We start from the raw sequence: 19,887 nt of genomic DNA, 5'->3' as shown, positions 1-19,887 counted from the left end.
AGTTTATAATATCTTTAAATCATGTCAAAAAATGATACTGTTTAGGAGACTCAAATGAAAAAAGTTGAACGGATTAATACCATCATGCGATATATCAACAATCGCTCCCATTTTACAATTTCTGAAATCATACAAGAATTTAACATCTCACGTTCGACAGCTGTTAGAGACATTAGAGAAATTGAAGCTATGGGGATGCCACTTGTAGCTGAAGTCGGAAGAGCTGGGGGATATTCTGTTATGCATAATTCTATCTTACCCGTTGTTCGCTTTACTGATAATGAAGTGAAAGCTCTTTTTATTGCCTTTATGGCTACAAGAAATCAACAACTTCCCTATCTAAAGAGTCGTCAATCTTTAGCCGAAAAACTATTAGGACTTATTTCAGAAACCCAGCAAGATGATCTCGTTCTTTTAAATCAACTCTTGCTTTTTGAAGGGACTAACCCTCATAATCCCGATCTACTTGAGCTTTCTGACCTCCCCCACCCTATGTTAGAAAAACTCATCCTAATCCTTCTTTTGGATAGACATTTATTGATTACAACCAAAGAAGAGAAAGAAGTTAAGTCTTATTCCATTTATCTATTACACCTTTATCAAGAAAAAAGCCATTGGATTATTGAAGGGTTTGACTTAAAAGAAGAAAAGAAAATAATGTTTCCTGTCGATGACCTCATCAATATCGAACCGTACACGACGAAAAAACGGTTAAATAAGAAAAAGATTTTAGAAAAACTCAGTAAGAAGGACAAAGAAATTAACCTTGTACTTGAACTTGGTCCAAAAGCGATTGTCCAGTTCAAAAAATACCATCCTTTCAAAGTTTCAATATCTTATACAAATCCTTACCAATCTACAGCCATTTTAAAAACATTTATCGATATTAACAACCCCGATGAAGTGACGGAAATAATAAATTGGCTACTTTTCCTAGGGAAGGATATTACAATTAGAGAAATACCCGATGAAGTATTAAAAGATTTACAAGAGCGATTATGTTTATATTCCCCATAAGCAGTAATCAGTTAAACCTCACAATATTGAGTTTGATTCGTTACCAGTTGTCCCATATTTTCTACCATAAGTGCGCAACAAATAATAAAAGCACGGAAAATCTTCCCGTGCTTTTTCAAATATATATTATTTCAGAAGATTTCATTCACTTACCCTAACTGACGTTTAAATGCTTTACTAGCGAAAAAGTAAGAGATAATCATGATGACTACGCACCAAGCGAGCGCAATCCAAATATCGTTGCCAACAGTTCCTTCATATAATAGAGCACGAATCGCATTTACGATTGAGGTCACAGGCTGATTCTCAGCAAACGCACGAACAATTTTTGGCATCGTTTCGGTAGGTACGAAGGCTGAACTAATAAATGGAAGAAAAACGAGTGGGTACGAGTATGCTGTCGCCCCTTCCATAGACGTTGCTTTAAGCCCTGGAATGATAGCTAGCCATGTTAGCGCCAACGTAAACATCCCTAGTATACCAGCTACCGCAAGCCAATCTAGAATATTAGCACTTGAACGGAAGCCCATTAAGAGAGCAACGAGAATAACCACCACAATAGTAAGTACATTAGCAACAAGAGAGGTTAAAACGTGAGCCCACAATATTGATGAGCGCTTAATAGGCATCGTAATAAAACGTGCCATAAGCCCGCTTTTTACATCCGTAAATAATCGCACAGAAGTGTAAGCTACACCAGACGCGATAGCCATGAGCAAAATTCCCGGCAATAAATAATTCACGTAGTTATCCGTTCCGGTCTTTATTGCACCGCCAAACACGTAAACAAACAATAGCATCATCATAATCGGTGTAATCGCTACAGTAATAATTGTATCTGGACTACGCATAATATTGCGCATTAAGCGCCCTAGTAATACTCCTGTTTTGCTTTTCATTTACATCTCCTCCTTTTTACCGATAATCGCAAGGAAAATTTCTTCTAATGTCGGCTGCTTCTCGATATATTCTACTTTTGCTGGCGGGAACATCTCTTTTAGTTCAGTAAGAGTACCTGTCGTAATAATTTTTCCGCCATGCAAAATAGCGATACGGTCAGCCAGTTGTTCTGCTTCCTCCAAGTACTGGGTCGTAAGCAAGATCGTTGTACCGCTACCGGCAAGTTCCTTGACTGTATCCCACACTTCGATCCGCGCTTCAGGATCAAGTCCAGTCGTTGGTTCGTCAAGAAAAATAACAGCTGGCGCCCCGATCAAACTCATCGCAATATCAAGCCGACGCTTCATCCCACCTGAATATTGATCTGCCCTCTGATTTGCGGCATCTGTCAGGCTAAACCTTCCAAGTAGATTGTCAGCAACTTGAGCGGGATTGGAAACACCTCGTAACTGAGCGATCATTATCAAGTTTTCCCTCCCAGTAAGCATGCCGTCTAAAGCTGCGAACTGTCCGGTCAAACTGATGCTTTGACGAACATCATCCGGTTGACGCTGAACATCAAAATCGCAAATAACTACTTCACCGTCATCTTGCTTCATCAGCGTCGATAAGATGTTGACTGTTGTCGTCTTGCCTGCTCCATTCGATCCTAGTAGCGCAAAAATTTCACCACGCTGCACATCAAAATCTACTCCTTTTAAGACTTCTTTATCTTTAAAAGATTTTTTTAATCCTTTTACAGAAATCGCTGCATTGCTCATACTTTTTCCCCCTTATAAAATTAGATTACCTACACCCTCTATTTAGTATCACTGATAATCTGTATTACTTAGTACTGATTTAAAAATATAACTGAATAGCGATGGCGGCAATTCACATTTGTAACCAGCTAATCAGTCGGTATTTCGTATTACATTTATTTTTTTCTCAATTGCTTCATAATACTTTCATTCAAATCTTCACGATACTTGGAGACATACGTTTTAGCGTTTGCTACTAGTTCGTCAGCAAAGGATGCCACATCTTCCCCAGTAATGTCTAGCACCTGTCTACCTTCAGCTGCACCGGCTTCAAACAAATCGATTAATTCATACTGTATGTGCAGCATATCCATCCCGTTGCCGGTAGAAAAATTCCACATGTAGTTTTGAATTTTCTTAAACACAAACTGATAGTCCTCTGGCAGTGCCCCAACACGTGCCATCATCATTTTGTACTCTTTTTTATCACCAATTAATTTTTTGAACATTTCCAACATCTTATCTTCCTCCTTTTTTATAAAGCAGAACAAGAAACTCTCCAAATATGAGCCGGAACATTTTATATTATGAGGCTAGTTTGACTTCAAGACGTTAATTTTTGACGATACAAAATCCCATTTTTCCCAAAACAATTCAAGCTCCTGACGGCCATCCTCATTTAATGAATAAAACTTACGAGGCGGCCCCATATCTGATGGTTTCTTTTCAATATTCACAAGCTTTTTCTTTTCTAATCGCACGAGGATAGTATAAACCGTCCCTTCTACGACTTCGGTAAACCCAAGATCATTCAGGTGGCGAGTAATCTCATAGCCGTACGTTTCACGGCGGCTAATGATTTCCAGAACACACCCTTCCAGTGAACCTTTCAGCATTTCAGTTAAATTTTCCATGTTATGATCCTCCTTTACCCCCTATTCTGTCTGACTTATATTCAGTATTACAGAGTACTAAGGCGAATTTTTACTGAATAGCTTTTGAGTAAAATCACACTATTCAGTATTACTTATTACAACTACATTGTATGACTAAGTAGCGGTGGATGTCAACTGATTTTTAAAATTTTTCTAAAATCAGCTATTACCCATTGTTTACTGAAAATATTTCGAGAAACAACACTACTCAGTATCACCTATTACAAGTACATTGTATGACTGAGTAGTCGTAAATGTCAACTTGATTTTTATATTTTTCTAAAATCAGCTATTACCTATTAGATACAGTCAATTTTTTTTGAATAACTTTCGCCACAAACCTATTCCACTAAGAAAAGAAAATACCCCAAAGCAAACATTCTACATTTTTGTTTTGGGGTGCTATATTATACCGAAATTAATAAATCGAATCATATTTTTGTTACGATAACATCATATCCATATCTTCCGCTGCAGTTGTAATCAGTTTCAAACCAAATGCTTCTTGTAATACATCAAGCACGCCAGGTGAAATAAATTCAGGCGCCTTTGGACCAATGCGAATATCTTGAATACCAAGACTAAATAGCCCAAGTAAAATGGCAACCGCTTTTTGTTCAAACCATGATAAGACAATACTAACTGGCAATTCATTCACTTCGCACCGAAAAGCATCTGCTAAAGCGACCGCTATTTTCACTGTAGAAATTGAATTATTACATTGCCCTAAGTCAATGTAACGTGGAATCTCCGTACCAGGTACAACACCATAACTCACATCATTAAAACGGAATTTCCCGCAAGAAGTTGTTAAAATAACCGTTTCTGGTGGAAGTGACGTTGCTAGTTCACGATAATATTCTCCGCCTTTCCCTGGAGCATCACAACCTGCGATGACAAAGAAACGCTTAATCTTTCCTTCATTTACTGCCTCAATAATTTCTGGAGCTAATGATAATACTGTATTATGATGAAAGCCTGTTACTAACTGTTCATCCGACTCCATACGTACTTCTGGAAGTTCTATCGCTTTTTGAATCAATGGTGCAAAATCATCATTTTCAATTTTTTGTACACCCTCTAAGCCTGCAATATCATATGAAAAGAATCGATCAGAGTATGATCCTTTAATTGGCATAACACAGTTTGTTGTCGCTAATATGGCACCTGTAAATTTTTCAAAAAGACGTCGTTGATCATACCATGCCTTACCAATATTTCCTTTTAAATGCTTATATTTTTTCAGCTGCGGATAACCATGTGCTGGTAACATTTCAGAATGCGTATAAATATTAATTTCTTTTCCTTCTGTTTGCTTTAATAATTCTTCTAGTGCAAATAAATTATGACCAGTAACTACAATTGCTTTACCTTCTACATGGTTTTGTGTAATTTGAACAGGCTCTGGAACACCAAAGTGATTCGTATGTGCCTCATCTAACAACTCCATTACTCGTAAAGCTGCTTTGCCAACTTTCATAGCCATATCAATATGTTCTTGTTCATTAAAGTTAGAATTTGTTAATGTCATATACAACGCTTCTTGCGTCGTAGCATCTACAAATGCATCCGTATACCCTAGCTGAGCAGCATGCGTACGATAAGCTGCAATTCCTTTTAGCCCAAACACAATCGTATCTTGTAAACTTGCAATTGTTTCATTTTTACCGCAAACACCCATTACTTTACATCCGCCTGTTGGCGTTTGTTCACATTGATAACAAAACATGATCATCCCACCCTCTCCCAATCATTGCTTACAACCTAAGCATAATACCCATAGAGGAAAAGGGATGTGATATGAATCACAATAATATGTATAAATTTGTGACAGTTCACATTGTTGACATAATATTTTTACTGTCTTCTGATATTAATACTTCCGTATGATACTTTATTTGCATAATATATCGGCGCACTTTTAAGAAATGCAAATATCATATCCATCTAATATTTCACAAAATTTTCCTTGTTGATGGTACAATCAAAATTATGGAGGGATAATATGGTATATATGATGTTTTATTATGGGATACTATTTCTTATACTCGGTATTGCAGTATTTCTGTTTATTATGGCTGGGTCACGAAAAATTAGGAATAAAAATCTTTCATTCATAATGATCGGTTTAGGGATAAATATACTTGCAAGTCCAGTGGCACTTTTTATAGGGGTGATGGCAACAGATTCTCCATATAGTACTAGACTTGATTTTTGGAAAGGATTTCTCTTTATTCAAGGAATACCTCTTTTCTTACTACTTATAGCTTTCATTTGGTGGCTTATTCGCCTGCCCAAAGTAAAAGTTCAAACGAGTATTGAAAAAGACCTTGAACAAAGTATAAAAAGTACGAAGAAAAAAACGACACGAATTCGTCCCGTTACTGCCATACGTATTTTAATTCCAATTATTTTAGTAGTAGGCTGTTTTTCTTACTTTTTGTATGTACAGGACGTTACACTTAAAAAAAGTCATTCTCCAAATAATAAAAATACAATTAAAGTAGTGAAAATAGATTCGGACTCTTCTCTTAGTTCCTCTCCCGTCAGAATTAAATACGGCTTGTGGGAACATTTGGACACGAGTATTGCAAATGATGGGGAACGTCTCGATCCCTCAAACGTTTCAGTAGATTGGAAAAATGATTATGAAGCAACAATAACACTACGCGGAAAAGAAACAGTACCTGAAGTTGTAGAATTTAGCATATCAAATAAATCCAGTGGTTCTATTTTTAAGAAAGTACAAAAAGTGGTCAGTTCCTTTACCTTTCAAAAAAGTGAATCTCCAAATCTAATAAATATTATCGAGTTTAGAGAAACAATAAAATCAAAAGGACCAAGTCCCAGTTCAACTGTAAGAATCTATTATGGGGAAAGAGGGAGCATTTTAGAAAAATATAAAGAGGTCACTCTTAAGGACATGTATACGACAGAGAACTTCCATATCAATTGGAGAAACGATGAACAAGTACAGGTAGAAGTATTAGAGGAAAATGTAGTAACAACTACCATCGTGATTGATTTGTCAAAGTAAATCTATTTTTCACATGTTATAACTGTTTTCTACCCCGCACACGAGAGATACATAGTATTTACAAATTAAAAGATTTATAGACATTATGAGTATCCTCTTTCTTTACAATACATTTACACTATCTTAACATTATTTACATTATTTATATGATATATTTATATAGAAACTACTTAAGAAATTTAATGTACATCGTTATCTTTATAATCTCTGATCTGATTGATAAGAGATTATGTTATATTTTCATACCAGGGGTGAATGAGGATGACTGAAACTTTAAAAACACTTATAATGCTTGATGCTACTTATGTTGTTATAGCAATTATGACGGTACTGGTATTTGTATACTTGGAATTAAAATCTCAGTAACGTATGCAGGTATAATTGATAGCTTCGCATTTAAATATAGTTAGAAAAAAGCGAGGAGAAAATTGTTTCTCCTCGCTTTTATATTCCACAGTTTCTTATTTCAACAAATCTAATGTATGTAAAAGTAATCCTCTATCCCCTACTTCTCCATGACCAGGCACTACTGCATTTATGTTTCCATATCGCTTCAGCACATTCTCAATCGATGTAGACCATTCATTTACATAAGCATCAGCAACGTTTCCTAAATCTTTAGCTTCCGCAGATTTCACTAAACAGCCTCCAGCTAAAATGTTGTATTGCGGTAACCATACGACGATATTATCTTCTGTATGTCCTTTCCCTGGATAAAACGTTTCTACTTTCATATTTCCAAACTTCAAATTCGTAATGGTTTGTAAGTCTCCAAGTGGTTCTTCATATCCATTTTTCTTTGCTAGTTCTGCAGTCAGTGCCGTACTATGTGCTTTAATGCCTCTTTCTTTCAACGTTTTTATTCCGCCAATTCGATCAGCGTGCGCATGTGTAATAATGACATCCGTTACGCGCTTCTTAAATTTCTTTTCTACCATCTCTATTAATTCCTTCGTTAACTTATCGTCCCAAGAAGAATCGACAAGTACTAACCCTTTAGAAGTAGTAAGAACTAGACCGTTCGAAGGAACTGCTTCCCCGTTAAAATAACCTAACTCCGTATGAACCCATACATTTTTGTTTAACTGAGAAATTGAAATGGTTCCTGTCTCATTTTTTATTACGTTTTGCTCTAGCTTTTGTTCCGCTTTCACAGAAGAAATTGCACTAACAAATTGAGTTGTTCCTAGTAAACTAACACATACCCCTAATTTTAATAATGTATTTTTCATTTTCTCCATCCTTTCTTTCAAACGAAATAGTTATTACCTATAATAGACAATTCATCTTCAGTGTTTGTTCCATCTTTTCTTACATATTTTTCATAACATAAATAAAAAGCGCACAACATTTTGTGCGCTTTTTAACTTTTCTTTTACCATTCACGTTTTTTATTCATCATCATTTTTTCTTCAAACGCCTTCTCTAAATCAATTTCTAACTTGTTTGCTAAATCACATACATTCCAAATTACATCAAACATTTCTAAACCGATTTCTCTTTTTGCATCTTGTATTTTATTGCGCTTTAATATAACTTCCGCTAATTCACCTAATTCCGCCATTGCATACATTGTACGCTCTTCAATTGTTGTATCTTGAAATCCTTTTTCTTCACTGAAATTTGATACGTATCTCTGGAATTCCACTATATTCATACTTTATCTCCCTCATCACAGATACTCTGGTTTTCTAATACGTTTAAAATCAAAAATGTATTTTGTTAAATTATAACATTCATACTATAATTTATTTACAGCCCTTTAACGGAGGTGTTTTCAATGACTCTCTTCGCGTATCCATCATTATTCATACTAGCAATCATTTCATTTACACTAGCCTATTTCATCGGAGTAAAACAATACACTTGGCTCTTATCAGGATTCAATGAACGCCGTGTATCAGATAAAATAAAGTTATCAAAAATAGTTGGTCTTTATAATTTAACTGCTGGTGTTATCGCCACAATTGGCAGTGTCTTCACTACTCCTAATGCCAAAATCTTATTTCCTATCATAATAATTGGCCACGTTATAATTGCTGCCTATGTAAATACACGTATGGTGAAATGAAAAAGATCACCCAATGGATGATCTTTTTTATAATTTATCGACATATTGCTTTGCTTCTAGTATAGAAAACCCAAAAGCCTCTCTTACTCTCTTAACTGCGGCAACTATTTTTCCTTCTTCCATAAGCTGACGCAACTCTTTATTAATTTCAGGTTCTCTATCTATAATTCCCATTTCTTTCGAAATTAGCTGTAATCTATCTTCCATCCTCTTTAAACGTGCATCCGTTTTCTTTTCGATTCTATTTAATTTTCCAACGATATAAATAAACCCAAAGACCGCTATCGGTATGATCATCCAAAATTCCATGACTATTCCTCCTCATTAGCTTTCATTTGTTTTATTTCACTAACTTATGTAAATTTTACCACAGGACACATTTAATGTATAATAGTAATATACAACAATGTTGATAAAACCTTTTATTTTAGGGGGACACTTTATGAAAAGATTTTCGAAGACATTACTACAATTTGTAGTTCTTTCAATTGCACTACATTTATTATTTGATATCGTTGGCTGGCTTGTTTTCAATGCACCAATTAAAAACAAAGTAAGCATTATTTCCTTACTAACAGCCTCATGGTTAATATACATGTACCGGGATAAATTTTTTAAAACATTCACTTCGAATTAACTAAAAAACTTCATCGATAAAAGATGAAGTTTTTTCTTTTTCTCTCATTCTATCTATTTACTACGGTATAATAGAACTAATATTCTGTCTTTTTGCAGAAAGGAGTCACTATGAAATTAAAAAGTAACGATATATATGAGAAAATGAGCCAATATTCCGTTGCAGGTTTAAGTCTTGCCGTTATACGTGACGGCAAACTAGACGAAGCGATTGCTTTCGGAACACTTGAATCTGGAACAACTAGAACGGTAACTACGGATTCTATATTCAATTCTTGTTCTATCAGTAAGTTCATCACTGCAATGCTCGTACTAACGCTATCAGATCAAGAAATCGTGCATTTAGATGAAGACGTAAATAATAGACTCACATCTTGGAATATCCCTGCCAATCTATTTACCTCACAGAAAAAAGTCACGTTACGAAATTTATTAAGTCACCAATCTGGAATTATTGATCCTCCTAATAGTTTTGAGCATTATACACTTGCACAAGGACGACCAAAAATGGCTGAACTCCTTGCTGGTAAAACATCATATTGCTCCGTACCTATTGAAGTAACTTATAAACCAGAAAGTGAATTTCACTACTCTGATGCAAACTTTTGTATTATCGAACTACTACTTGAAAATATTACTGGAAAAACATTTAATCTTTTACTTGAAGAATATATCTTTCAGCCACTGAAGCTACAGAATAGTACAGTATTCTCTGCTGAAGATATAAGTATATTAGATACTTTCTCTTGTGGACATAATAAAGATGGCACCGTTTCAAATGAGAAGTATCCATTTTATCCATTCACTGCTGCTTCAGGCATTTGGACAACACCAACTGACTTATCAACTTTAGTAATTGAACTCATTCATCCCTTACAAGGACAGGGAAAACTAACACTTTCTAAAAAAACAGTACAAGATATGATTTCTCCACAAGGTTGCTCAAAATGGACTGGACTAGGTGTTTTTCTAGATGATTCGGATGAGGACCTCCAAATTCATTCCCTTGGATGGGGCGTTGGATTTCAATGTATGATGGTATGCTATCCATACCGAGGTAATGGTGCAGTTATAATGACAAACGCTGATTTAGGTGTTCATCAAATGGAAGGAATTATTGGTGACATTTTAAAAATATTATCCTTATAATATAAATAAAGAAGCTGTTCCTTCCAGCTTCTTTATTTATATTACATTTTTCGCAACAATTTTCATATGTTCTGGTGCGATAATCTCCGTTATACTTTCTTGGAAATCTTCCCGCAACAATTCTTCAATATGTTCTAGCTGCACTTCAACATGAGTGCATTCTAGAGTATGTATATTCAATAGTGCATAATGATTTTTTTTCTTAATGACTAAATATTGATTTTCCTCTGTCACGAGCATCGAACCTAATCGTATTCCTAATAGGCGTTGATCATCAAACTTCATAATTACTTCTCCTTCCTTCACAGAGATGTGATTAACATTAATGAAATCATGTTTATGGAAATGCTTATCATTTAGACTATATCATAATTTGATTAAATATAAATATCATTATTTCTTTTAATAAAAATTCCTATCTTTTCATATATTTCGATACAAAAAACTTTCTCAACATAAAATTAGAATTTTCAGTTTTTATTCTTTTGAAAATCTATTATAATAAAGTTAATAAATGTTTGACCTCTCCTAATTCATGTACATATGGATGATCAGTAGTTGCTGTTGCTACTGATCTATTTTTTTGATTTCAGAAAGTAAATATGCTGCATCTTTTCCTACACCACAAATCAGTGCAGAACCTCTTTGAGATTGCCATGGCAAACCGATATAATATAATCCTCTTACTGGACTTATTCCCTTTACATGCTTAGGCAATCCATTCTCATTCACTGCCTTTTCTATTTCAATCCATTTATAGTTCTGAATAAAACCTGTTGACCATATAATGCTTTCTGCACTATACGTGCCACCATTTTGAAACATAATGCTATTTTCTGATGCACCAACCACTTTTCCCTCTAGTTTAATTGCTCCACTACGAATGAGTTCCTTACCTTCAAATCCAAAAATGGGATCCTTTCTCTTTTGAAACCACTTCCCCCTCTTTGTATTTATTTCAGCGTACAATAAACCTACCTTTTCTAACCTATTAAAAATACTTTTTCCAAATAAATGTAACGGTAAAAATGTTAACGGATGACTGATAGCCATTGTAACTTCATGAGTTTTTGCAAGTTCTACTGCAATTTGCATTCCTGAATTCCCGCCACCTACTACTAATACTTTCCCCTTAGTAATTTGTGATGGTGATTTATATTGTGATGAATGTATTTGATAGACATGTGATGAAAGATGTTGTGAAAATGAGGGAATGTATGGTTGCTGAAAACCACCTGATGCGATAATAACCTTTTTCGATTGTAAAACTTCTGTAGGAGTGTGTAATTCAAATATTTCTTCCTGTTTCCTTATTTTTAAAACTTTTGTTTGCAATTGTACCGGTAATTGAAAATGCCTTGCATATTCTTCTAAATACATTGCAATTTCATCTTTATGTGGAAATCCATTTCCTTCTCCTTTTAATATCATACCTGGTAAACTACTATATTCCCTCGGTGTAAAGAGCTGTAAAGAATCATATCTGTTTCTCCATGAATCACCAACTCGGTTTCCTGCCTCAAGTAGTAAAAAATTATATCCTTCTTGCTTCAAGTAGTATCCCATTGTTAATCCAGCTTGACCCGCACCAATAATAATTAGGTCTTTCATTCTAATCCCTCCCCCTTATATATGAACAATTGTTCATATATTCATACGTTTCCATAATCATAACATTTTATTTTTATATAATTCAATATCTACACAAAATAAAAAAGAGCAGTTTATCATAAAGTAAACTCCCCTTCATTCTATCTTCCCAGTCTTTAGCGCCTGTGCCCAGTCATATCTTCCCTGTTGAACAGCCAATTTAGCAGCTTCTTCCCAATTATAAGGAACTGAAATTTGTTCAATTATCCATTCTCCCAAAACCTCTTCTATCACTACATATTTTGCATGCGGAGTTCCTGATTCCATTTTATGCATAATAGGTAACTCATCTTTGTATGCTGGAAGTCCTACACTCCCTGGATTTATAACAATTTTTCCGTTTACTAAATGCACAACTCTAGGAATGTGTGTATGACCACATACTATTATTTTTTGCTCAATATTTTGGAGTTGATCCATTATATTTTTTTCATTCTTTAATACCGCACCATATTCATTCATCTCTTCTAACAAATACATCTCATCTGAAGTCGGTGTACCATGACAAAATAACATATCGTCTATAATAAATTGTGCAGGATGCTGTTTTAACCAATCTATATGATGATTCGTTAATTGATTTCGAACAAAAGTTAGTGTAGTAGATTCCTCTTGTATAGGTTCCCAAAGTATGCGATCACAATTCCCCTTAATATGTATCATCTCTTTATTCATTAATAATTCAATTGTCCCTAAAGGATCTAACGGCCCATACAAGCTATCACCTAAATTTATTACCATTTCGACCTTGCGACGTGCAATATCTTTTAATACTGCTTGTAAAGCGTGGCTATTCCCATGAATATCTGAAATTATCGCTATTTTCCGCTCCATTGTTACCCCCTATTTTCATAAATTATTTCTAAACCATTTCCTCATAAAATATAATTCTATTTGAAAACGGATCAATCACAGTTAATTCGATTGTACCCCAAGGTGTTTTTTCTATATCAGGATTCGAATAAGCATATTCTTTCCTTGATAATACAGAATGATAATCCTTTACATTATCTATTTTGATCCGAATTGCACCACCTGGCGAAGCATCCCCATGATGCTCTGATAAATGTATCACATCATCATGTAACGAAATTTGCATATATAATGGCATATGTTCCTCATACCGATGTTCCCAATCCAGTTTAAATCCTAAAAAATCAAAGTAAAATAGCTTTACTTTTTCAACATCAAAAATTCTAAATATAGGTGTAATCATTTATAATCCTCTCCTATTTATAAACATCTGCCGCCAGTTCCCTCAAAACATCCACATTTACTACTTCAAAGCAACCATTGTTTTTCTTTATAATCTCTTTATCACAAAAAATATTTAATGTACGTAATAGATGCCGATAACTCGTTCCTAACAATTCAGCTGTTTCCGTTAAATTCCCACTAAATACAATTCTATTTCCGTGCTGCACCGCTCGTTCCCCTGCTGCTAACATGTAACTCGCAAGTCTATTTTCAAGTGGATATAGTAAATTAATTGTACTATTTTTTGAAAGTCGATTTAATTTATGTGCTAACGATCCGCAAATACATCTTAAAAATTTCGCATCATGAAATAGTTGATTTCTCACTTTGCCTAAAGGTAAACCAACACAATATGAATCTGCCATCACTTGTACGTTTGAAGCAGTTTTTTGAGAATGAATTAACTCCACATCTCCTAACAACTGCAAACTGTCATAAAAACATAATAATACAGATTTCCCGTTACTTAATGTATTAAATGCTTTCGCTTTTCCTTCAACAAAAAAATATAAATAATCTATCTCTTCATTTTCTCTACAAATAAACTCATTCTTTTTAAAAAATATGAGTTCCATATACGGCTTCATATCATTACTAAAAAATGCGTCAATATTATTTTGTTTCATATACTCTGCTAATTTAATAGAATTACATACTTTCTTCATAGTTCCCCCACCTTTACAACTCATCCCCATTGTAATCAAAATTTTCTTCTTTCACTATGACATATGTCATAGTAATAGACAATTTCAACATGATACAGTCATTACAAATATGAAAATTAAAGGGGATATTACATTGTCTAACTTTCTTTCTGTCTTTATTGGTGTGCTCATCGCCGTTATGCTTCCATTGAATGGGATTTTATCTGAATTAATTGGCAAGTATACAGCAAGCGTTGTCATTCATCTTGTCGGTTTAATTGCAGTTATTTTCGTTTTAATCATAAACAAAAATAAAATTCATTTCGATAAAAATATTCCACTTTTTTTATATAGCGCTGGAGCGATTGGGGTATTCACTGTTCTTTTTAATAATATAAGTTTCTCCGTCCTTGGTGCCTCTATTACGATCGCATTAAGTTTACTCGGTCAATCCATTGCTTCCATCGTTATTGATCATTTCGGCTTATTAGGAATGAAAGTTGCTAAATTTGAAAAGAAAAAACTAATTGGATTATGTTTCATTTCTTCTGGAATTATAATCATGACAATTTATTAATGGGGGCAAAAAAATGTTATATATTACTATCGCTATTTTAGCTGGTGTTTCTATCGTTGTTGCTAGGATTATTAATGCGAATTTAGCAGCGAAAATTGGCAATTGGGAAGGCACGTTTTTTAATTATATTACTGGATTATTTTTCTCTATGTTATTTTTAATTTTCAGTTCAGATTCATTGTATATTCCAGTGCACACGTTACAATCTATTCCTATTGCTGTGTACTTAGGTGGATTAGTAGGCGTTATCGTCATCTCGTTATCGAACTATATTACGCCTAAAATATCAGCATTTTATTTAACGTTACTCATCTTTATCGGGCAATTATTTGCCGGGACTATCATTGATTTCATTTTGTCACACGAACTCTCAATGGGCAAAGTTGTTGGTGGCATTCTCGTATTAATTGGGCTCACTTACAATTTACTCGTAGATCGCCCGATAAAAACTGTGAAGCATAACCAAGTTCAACTATAATACTTTACGCTTCCCTATCATATATTAATAGAAAAGCTCTTCATACGAAGTAATAGAGAGGAGAATATTCTATTAAGAAAATCATTTTACTGCTAGGTAGTGCATTAATTATTTGTGGAATCGTATGGTTTGTAAACTCTGGAAAATCTATTCAAGATTTGTATACAGCAAATAAGCCCAAAAAGAAGGCTACTATCATTTCAACTCAAAGAGATCCAAATGAGCCCCCTGTCTTTTTAGGAAAACAGGAAATAAAAGATATACATGTCGAGTCAATTAAAACAAAAAAGGATATCTTTCTCACAAAAACAGATGAATTACAAACGTTTATTAACAGTATGGATACCGCTAAAAAAGGAAAATTAACATTAGATGAAGAAGGATCAGATTTAATAGATTGTGATATGTGGATTACTTTCGAGGATGGAACTTATAAAAAATATTTCATATGGGTAGTTGACCATCACAGTAGTGAAGTGATGATTGCTCAGCAAGATACTCCTGATGATGTAAACCTTACGTACTATCAATTAAATGAAGACAGTTCAAAAAGAGTTTATAACTTATTTAAAAAAATTATTTAAATAAAAAAGTCATGAGCAAGTGAGCTCATGACTTTTTGCACTATATATATTCCGGGAACACTTTACATCCCTTTTCCTGTTCTATATCATGCCCAAAGAAAACAATCGGCTTTTCTTTCATCACAACTTCTTTCAAACGTTTAATTGAAGATAAAGCTAATTCTGGATTGAATCCGGCAAATGGCACTTCATCTTCAAAATTTTCTTTCGTATACGATGCATCAATTGTTAATAATACAGAGCCGGATTTTTCTGTCTTAATTAATAGCGACTGGTGCCCTGGAGTATGGCCCGGTGTATGCAATAATTGAACTCCTGGTACGACTTCATAATCGCCTTCAATGATTTTGTAGTTTAAATTCGGCAATATACATTCTTTCATATATTCTTCACTATGTTGTGCCGTCTCATATTCATCACGCTGTACAATAATCGGTGTATTTGTAAAAGCACCATTTCCACCTGCATGATCAAAATGCAAGTGAGAGCTAATAATATAAAGAAGGTCTTCCGGCTCATAACCAACGCGTTTTAAAATATTCACGATTCTATCTTCTTCAGTCATTTTCGGTAAAATCTGCCCTGCAACAAATGTACCGTCAAATAAATTTTCATTATTAACCGCACTTTCTGGCATACCTGTATCTACTAAAATAAGCCCCTCCTCTGTCTCCAAAAGATAACACCATACAGGTAAGTTCAATAAATTCCCCGGTGTGAGCGTACTATTAACAGAAGAATGATCTAACATACAACGACCTGCTGGGATGAAATAAAGCTTCTTTACCGTCATTATGTATCCACCTTTACATTTAGTTTTGAATAAAACAATACAGTAAAGAATTCCTCTCGCTAGAAATAAACTCCTCCTCACTTTTCATTATTTCAGCTATTATTTTTGAGTCATTCACAAATTCTCCTTACACTATTAATTACTATTCGTTATTTTTCTAAGAATCCAGGGTAATAAATCAACTGTTTGTATTTTATAATACGAAAAGGATACACACTTAAACGAATGTTACATATAAAAGAACCGACTACCTATATGTTGAAAAAAAGTAGTCGGTTCTTTTATATTTATTATTGCTCTTTATGTGCGACGAGCTGCGATTATAAAAGGTAATATGCTATTGGTTTTTCACTGTAATATTTCCGTTATGTGTGTTTAATTTAATTATATTTTCTCCCTTTCCAATAACCGTATTCCCGTTATATTTATTCAGGATATTTGCGCTGCCGTTGTCGACAGAAACATTAAATTGAACATTGGTTGGTTCTTTTTCGGTTTCAATATTAATTTTTCCATTGTGAGTCGTAAAATTGAGATTTCGATCCAGTTCATTCGTTTTCAGAGTAAGACTTCCATTTTTAGTTTGCCCCTCTATTTCACCTTCAACATGGTCTAGCATTATTCGTCCGTTGTTCGATTTCACATGAATATTTTGTGCCAATATATCCTGGAAATCTATAATTCCATTGTTTGCTTCTGCGATAATTTTTGGCGAATTGATTTCTCTTAATTCAACACGTCCATTGCTTGTATTGATATTAAAATGTGTTGCGTTTAGTTTTTTAGCAGCAACGTAGCCATTATTATTGGAAACTTTTAATGAATCATATTGTTTTTCGGGTAGATACACATTTAATGTTAATGGCGCCAATACTTCAGAAATATTAAAGTTGAACCAGCTCTGTTGCTTTTCTTTGTAAGAAATGAGAAGCGTTGAATCTTTCTCATCCGTTGCTAATGTTCTTTTTACGTTAGGATTAACTTCGCCATCTAATTTCACTTTCATGTTACTATCTGTCGTAGGATTGATGTTAACACGAACGTTATTCGTATCGATAATGACACTTGACACATTATTATTGTTAATGACCTTTTCTTCTGAAATTGGTACTGCAGCAACTGAACGATATGTGAATAAACTTCCGATAATACCAATAATAAAAATAATACCTGCAATGATTGAAAGACTCTTTTTATTTATCATGCTTCAAACCACCTTTTACTAATGCTATATTGAACTTTAAATAACGAACAAATCCATTCTTTGCTAGCTTCGTTAAAAATAACATAGAAATAACAATGAAATATCCAAGTCCACAAAGTGCTAAAGAAACAAAAAGATTAAATAGCAAGAATGCATTTGGATGTATAATAGTATCAACTAAAACAAGTAATGGTGTGCTTAAAAATGAGATACCTAGAACCCATCCTGAAAAAATCAATGCCGCTAATGTAATTGCAGGTCCAAGCACGATTAACAAATTGAAAAAACCTAATCCAATTACTGCCCAAATTGCCCGGAAAACATTTCCTGTTGTCGCACTTGTTGTTACTTTCTCAATATGATAATCTGCTAATAATTCTTTGGCGATTTGAGATGGAGAACCTAATGAGGCTGCAATTTCTTCTTCGCTTTTCCCTTCCTCTAATCCGAAAGTAAAATGTTCTTCATAATCTTTTAAAATATCTTCACGCTCTTTATCAGATAACCTTTTTAGAGATACATTTAATTGTTGCAAAAATTTATCTTTCGTCATTACGTACACCTTCTTTAATTAATTGATTGACACCTTGTGAGAACTCATTCCATTCCTCCAAAAGTTGGTACAAATACGTTCTACCTTTATCCGTCAGTGTATAATACTTCCTTGAAGGCCCTTCTGAAGACTCCTGTAAATAAGTTGTAAAATACTCTTCTTTAGTTAATCTACGAAGTAGCGGATAAACAGACCCTTCTGATATTTCAATTTGATTGGAAATACTTCGCACTAAATCATACCCATAACGGTCTTGCTTCTCAAGTAAGACAAGAACACAAAGTTCTAAAACTCCTTTTTTAAATTGTACATTCAATATTCATTCACCCTATTCTAATTGAAATCCACTACTGTTTATTGTTCAGTACTGTTTTATAATAAGTAACTACAAGTATAATATAACAGTTAGTATTGTTCAATGCAAGGTACACTGGAAAAATAAGTATACCTTTCATCCGACGCTTATAAAATCAAAACGGTGGGTGGTCCTCTCCAGTTGCAAAGTTCAAAATAAAGCTGAAACAAGTCTTTTACAAAATGGAAAGAACGCAACTTTTTTACATAATGACACTTTACCTACTATAATAAAGGAGAATGACTCTTACTTTAATGGAGGGAATAGAAATGAAAGCAATTGGTTTATATGAATACTTACCTATTGAAGAAGAAAACAGTTTAATTGATATTGAAGTTGAAAGACCTGTTGCTACAGGAAGAGATATACTCGTTAAAATTAACGCTATTTCCGTTAATCCAGTTGATACAAAAGTCCGATCTCCGAAAGATAAAAAAGAAGATGTAGCGAAAATACTTGGCTGGGATGCTAGTGGTGTTGTCGTGCAAACTGGCGAAGGTTGTACGTTATTTAAAGAAGGCGACGAAGTGTTTTACGCTGGAAGCATTACGAGACAAGGTACATATAGTGAATACCACCTAGTTGACGAAAGAATCGTCGGCAAGAAACCAAAAACGTTAAGTGATGCTGAATCTGCAGCAATTCCTTTAACAGCTATCACAGCTTGGGAAGGTTTATTCGAGCGCTTAGGCATTGATTATAATAAAAAAGATACAAACTCATTTAAAAACATTTTAATTATCGGTGGAGCTGGTGGTGTAGGTTCAATTGCCATTCAACTTGCAAAATGGGCTGGACTGAATGTAATCACAACTGCATCCCGCACCGAAACGATACACTGGGTTGAAAAATTTGGTGCCGATTATATCATTAACCATCACCAACCTTTACAAGATCAAATATTAGAATTCGGGATAAAAGATGTAGATTATATTTTCTGCTTAAACAATACAGATCAACATTGGCAAGCAATATGTGACCTCATTAAACCACAAGGAAAAATTTGCTCTATCGTAGAAAATGAGCACCCTCTTGAAATGGGGATTTTAAAAAGTAAAAGTGCTACACTCGTTTGGGAGTTTATGTTCACAAAAGCGATGTATGAAACTGGCGATATGATCACGCAGCATGAACTATTAAATAAAGTAAGCGAACTATTAGATGAAGGCATTTTAAAGACTACATTAAATGAAACACTAACACCAATTAACGCTGAAAATATAAAGAAAGCTCATGCCCTGCTTGAAAGCGGAAGTACCATTGGGAAAATCGTTTTAGAAAAGTTTTAATAACAAAAAGTCCGATTT

Annotated in this window: 26 protein-coding genes; 9 read left to right on the top strand and 17 right to left on the bottom strand. The window is 34.2% G+C overall.

Annotated elements, in window-relative coordinates; translation table 11 throughout:
- Positions 1 to 54 precede the first annotated feature (54 nt).
- Positions 55 to 1,017, top strand: a complete 963-nt coding sequence (locus KVT31_RS16410) for a helix-turn-helix transcriptional regulator (RefSeq protein ID WP_088097144.1) — start codon at positions 55 to 57, stop codon at positions 1,015 to 1,017.
- Between the two features lie 149 nt (positions 1,018 to 1,166).
- Here the strand turns inward: KVT31_RS16410 and KVT31_RS16405 are convergent, their stop codons facing one another.
- The 5 genes from KVT31_RS16405 to hcp all read right to left on the bottom strand — a co-directional run bounded on the left by KVT31_RS16405 (position 1,167) and on the right by hcp (position 5,321).
- On the bottom strand, positions 1,167 to 1,916 hold the full coding sequence (locus tag KVT31_RS16405; protein ID WP_088097145.1) for an ABC transporter permease: 750 nt from the start codon (positions 1,914 to 1,916) through the stop codon (positions 1,167 to 1,169).
- Positions 1,917 to 2,678: an ABC transporter ATP-binding protein gene (locus tag KVT31_RS16400; protein WP_088097146.1), complete on the bottom strand. Its 762-nt coding sequence runs from the start codon at positions 2,676 to 2,678 to the stop codon at positions 1,917 to 1,919. It abuts the gene before it with no gap.
- A 155-nt stretch (positions 2,679 to 2,833) separates the two neighbouring features.
- Entirely contained in the window at positions 2,834 to 3,175 is a 342-nt protein-coding gene (locus KVT31_RS16395) for a DUF1048 domain-containing protein (protein WP_088097147.1), read from the bottom strand.
- 75 nt (positions 3,176 to 3,250) lie between these two features.
- Positions 3,251 to 3,571, bottom strand: coding sequence for a PadR family transcriptional regulator (locus KVT31_RS16390; protein ID WP_000429485.1), 321 nt, complete (start codon positions 3,569 to 3,571; stop codon positions 3,251 to 3,253).
- Between the two features lie 463 nt (positions 3,572 to 4,034).
- Complete coding sequence (gene hcp / locus KVT31_RS16385) at positions 4,035 to 5,321, bottom strand: hydroxylamine reductase (protein ID WP_088097225.1); 1,287 nt, start codon at positions 5,319 to 5,321, stop codon at positions 4,035 to 4,037.
- A 276-nt stretch (positions 5,322 to 5,597) separates the two neighbouring features.
- Between hcp and KVT31_RS16380 the strand changes: the two genes are divergently transcribed.
- Positions 5,598 to 6,629, top strand: coding sequence for a hypothetical protein (locus KVT31_RS16380; RefSeq protein ID WP_088097148.1), 1,032 nt, complete (start codon positions 5,598 to 5,600; stop codon positions 6,627 to 6,629).
- Positions 6,630 to 7,090: 461 nt separating this feature from the next.
- Here the strand turns inward: KVT31_RS16380 and bla2 are convergent, their stop codons facing one another.
- Positions 7,091 to 7,861, bottom strand: coding sequence for a BcII family subclass B1 metallo-beta-lactamase (gene bla2, locus KVT31_RS16375; protein ID WP_088097149.1), 771 nt, complete (start codon positions 7,859 to 7,861; stop codon positions 7,091 to 7,093).
- 143 nt (positions 7,862 to 8,004) lie between these two features.
- On the bottom strand, positions 8,005 to 8,286 hold the full coding sequence (locus KVT31_RS16370; protein WP_088097150.1) for a MazG nucleotide pyrophosphohydrolase domain-containing protein: 282 nt from the start codon (positions 8,284 to 8,286) through the stop codon (positions 8,005 to 8,007).
- Between the two features lie 123 nt (positions 8,287 to 8,409).
- Between KVT31_RS16370 and KVT31_RS16365 the strand changes: the two genes are divergently transcribed.
- Positions 8,410 to 8,700: a DUF3784 domain-containing protein gene (locus KVT31_RS16365; protein WP_088097151.1), complete on the top strand. Its 291-nt coding sequence runs from the start codon at positions 8,410 to 8,412 to the stop codon at positions 8,698 to 8,700.
- A gap of 27 nt (positions 8,701 to 8,727) precedes the next feature.
- On the opposite strand, the gene KVT31_RS16360 is transcribed toward KVT31_RS16365, so the two are convergent.
- Positions 8,728 to 9,009, bottom strand: coding sequence for a hypothetical protein (locus tag KVT31_RS16360; protein ID WP_088097152.1), 282 nt, complete (start codon positions 9,007 to 9,009; stop codon positions 8,728 to 8,730).
- A gap of 133 nt (positions 9,010 to 9,142) precedes the next feature.
- Here KVT31_RS16360 and KVT31_RS16355 point away from each other — a divergent pair, with 133 nt between their 5' ends.
- Positions 9,143 to 9,337: a hypothetical protein gene (locus KVT31_RS16355; protein ID WP_088097153.1), complete on the top strand. Its 195-nt coding sequence runs from the start codon at positions 9,143 to 9,145 to the stop codon at positions 9,335 to 9,337.
- Positions 9,338 to 9,447: 110 nt separating this feature from the next.
- Positions 9,448 to 10,485 (top strand): serine hydrolase domain-containing protein, encoded by a 1,038-nt coding sequence (locus KVT31_RS16350; RefSeq protein ID WP_088097154.1) that lies wholly within the window; start codon positions 9,448 to 9,450, stop codon positions 10,483 to 10,485.
- A 36-nt stretch (positions 10,486 to 10,521) separates the two neighbouring features.
- Here KVT31_RS16350 and KVT31_RS16345 read toward each other — a convergent pair whose 3' ends face one another.
- From KVT31_RS16345 to yeiL, 5 genes are all read right to left on the bottom strand, one after another.
- Entirely contained in the window at positions 10,522 to 10,770 is a 249-nt protein-coding gene (locus KVT31_RS16345) for a hypothetical protein (protein ID WP_088097155.1), read from the bottom strand.
- 282 nt (positions 10,771 to 11,052) lie between these two features.
- Positions 11,053 to 12,096, bottom strand: a complete 1,044-nt coding sequence (locus KVT31_RS16340) for a flavin-containing monooxygenase (protein WP_088097156.1) — start codon at positions 12,094 to 12,096, stop codon at positions 11,053 to 11,055.
- 135 nt (positions 12,097 to 12,231) lie between these two features.
- Positions 12,232 to 12,969 carry a metallophosphoesterase family protein gene (locus KVT31_RS16335; RefSeq protein WP_088097157.1) on the bottom strand — a complete coding sequence of 246 codons (738 nt, stop codon included), beginning with the start codon at positions 12,967 to 12,969 and terminating at the stop codon, positions 12,232 to 12,234.
- A gap of 28 nt (positions 12,970 to 12,997) precedes the next feature.
- Complete coding sequence (locus tag KVT31_RS16330) at positions 12,998 to 13,351, bottom strand: glyoxalase superfamily protein (RefSeq protein WP_088097158.1); 354 nt, start codon at positions 13,349 to 13,351, stop codon at positions 12,998 to 13,000.
- 13 nt (positions 13,352 to 13,364) lie between these two features.
- A complete protein-coding gene (gene yeiL, locus KVT31_RS16325; protein WP_088097159.1) occupies positions 13,365 to 14,057 on the bottom strand; it encodes a transcriptional regulator YeiL in 693 nt (230 codons plus the stop codon).
- A 109-nt stretch (positions 14,058 to 14,166) separates the two neighbouring features.
- On the opposite strand from yeiL, the gene KVT31_RS16320 reads away from it, so the two are divergent.
- The 3 genes from KVT31_RS16320 to KVT31_RS16310 all read left to right on the top strand — a co-directional run bounded on the left by KVT31_RS16320 (position 14,167) and on the right by KVT31_RS16310 (position 15,675).
- Positions 14,167 to 14,613 carry a DMT family transporter gene (locus tag KVT31_RS16320; protein WP_140392509.1) on the top strand — a complete coding sequence of 149 codons (447 nt, stop codon included), beginning with the start codon at positions 14,167 to 14,169 and terminating at the stop codon, positions 14,611 to 14,613.
- Positions 14,614 to 14,626: 13 nt separating this feature from the next.
- A complete protein-coding gene (locus tag KVT31_RS16315; RefSeq protein WP_088097161.1) occupies positions 14,627 to 15,091 on the top strand; it encodes a DMT family transporter in 465 nt (154 codons plus the stop codon).
- An 89-nt stretch (positions 15,092 to 15,180) separates the two neighbouring features.
- A complete protein-coding gene (locus KVT31_RS16310; RefSeq protein WP_088097162.1) occupies positions 15,181 to 15,675 on the top strand; it encodes a hypothetical protein in 495 nt (164 codons plus the stop codon).
- 40 nt (positions 15,676 to 15,715) lie between these two features.
- On the opposite strand, the gene aiiA is transcribed toward KVT31_RS16310, so the two are convergent.
- From aiiA to KVT31_RS16290, 4 genes are all read right to left on the bottom strand, one after another.
- On the bottom strand, positions 15,716 to 16,468 hold the full coding sequence (gene aiiA / locus KVT31_RS16305; RefSeq protein WP_088097163.1) for a quorum-quenching N-acyl homoserine lactonase AiiA: 753 nt from the start codon (positions 16,466 to 16,468) through the stop codon (positions 15,716 to 15,718).
- Positions 16,469 to 16,805: 337 nt separating this feature from the next.
- Complete coding sequence (locus tag KVT31_RS16300; protein ID WP_088097164.1) at positions 16,806 to 17,672, bottom strand: DUF4097 family beta strand repeat-containing protein; 867 nt, start codon at positions 17,670 to 17,672, stop codon at positions 16,806 to 16,808.
- The gene (locus KVT31_RS16295; protein WP_088097165.1) at positions 17,662 to 18,225 is read right to left on the bottom strand and encodes an HAAS signaling domain-containing protein; all 564 of its coding nucleotides are present in this window, start codon (positions 18,223 to 18,225) and stop codon (positions 17,662 to 17,664) included. Before KVT31_RS16295 ends, KVT31_RS16300 begins: the two co-directional genes overlap by 11 nt.
- The gene (locus KVT31_RS16290) at positions 18,212 to 18,541 is read right to left on the bottom strand and encodes a PadR family transcriptional regulator (protein ID WP_048560091.1); all 330 of its coding nucleotides are present in this window, start codon (positions 18,539 to 18,541) and stop codon (positions 18,212 to 18,214) included. Before KVT31_RS16290 ends, KVT31_RS16295 begins: the two co-directional genes overlap by 14 nt.
- A gap of 308 nt (positions 18,542 to 18,849) precedes the next feature.
- Between KVT31_RS16290 and KVT31_RS16285 the strand changes: the two genes are divergently transcribed.
- The gene (locus tag KVT31_RS16285; RefSeq protein ID WP_088097166.1) at positions 18,850 to 19,869 is read left to right on the top strand and encodes a zinc-binding alcohol dehydrogenase family protein; all 1,020 of its coding nucleotides are present in this window, start codon (positions 18,850 to 18,852) and stop codon (positions 19,867 to 19,869) included.
- Positions 19,870 to 19,887: the final 18 nt, after the last annotated feature.

The sequence above is a fragment of the Bacillus sp. GbtcB14 genome (assembly GCF_019091205.1).
Taxonomy (GTDB): Bacteria; Bacillota; Bacilli; order Bacillales; family Bacillaceae_G; genus Bacillus_A; species Bacillus_A cereus_AG.
This window is presented reverse-complemented; position numbering and strand designations above follow the sequence as displayed.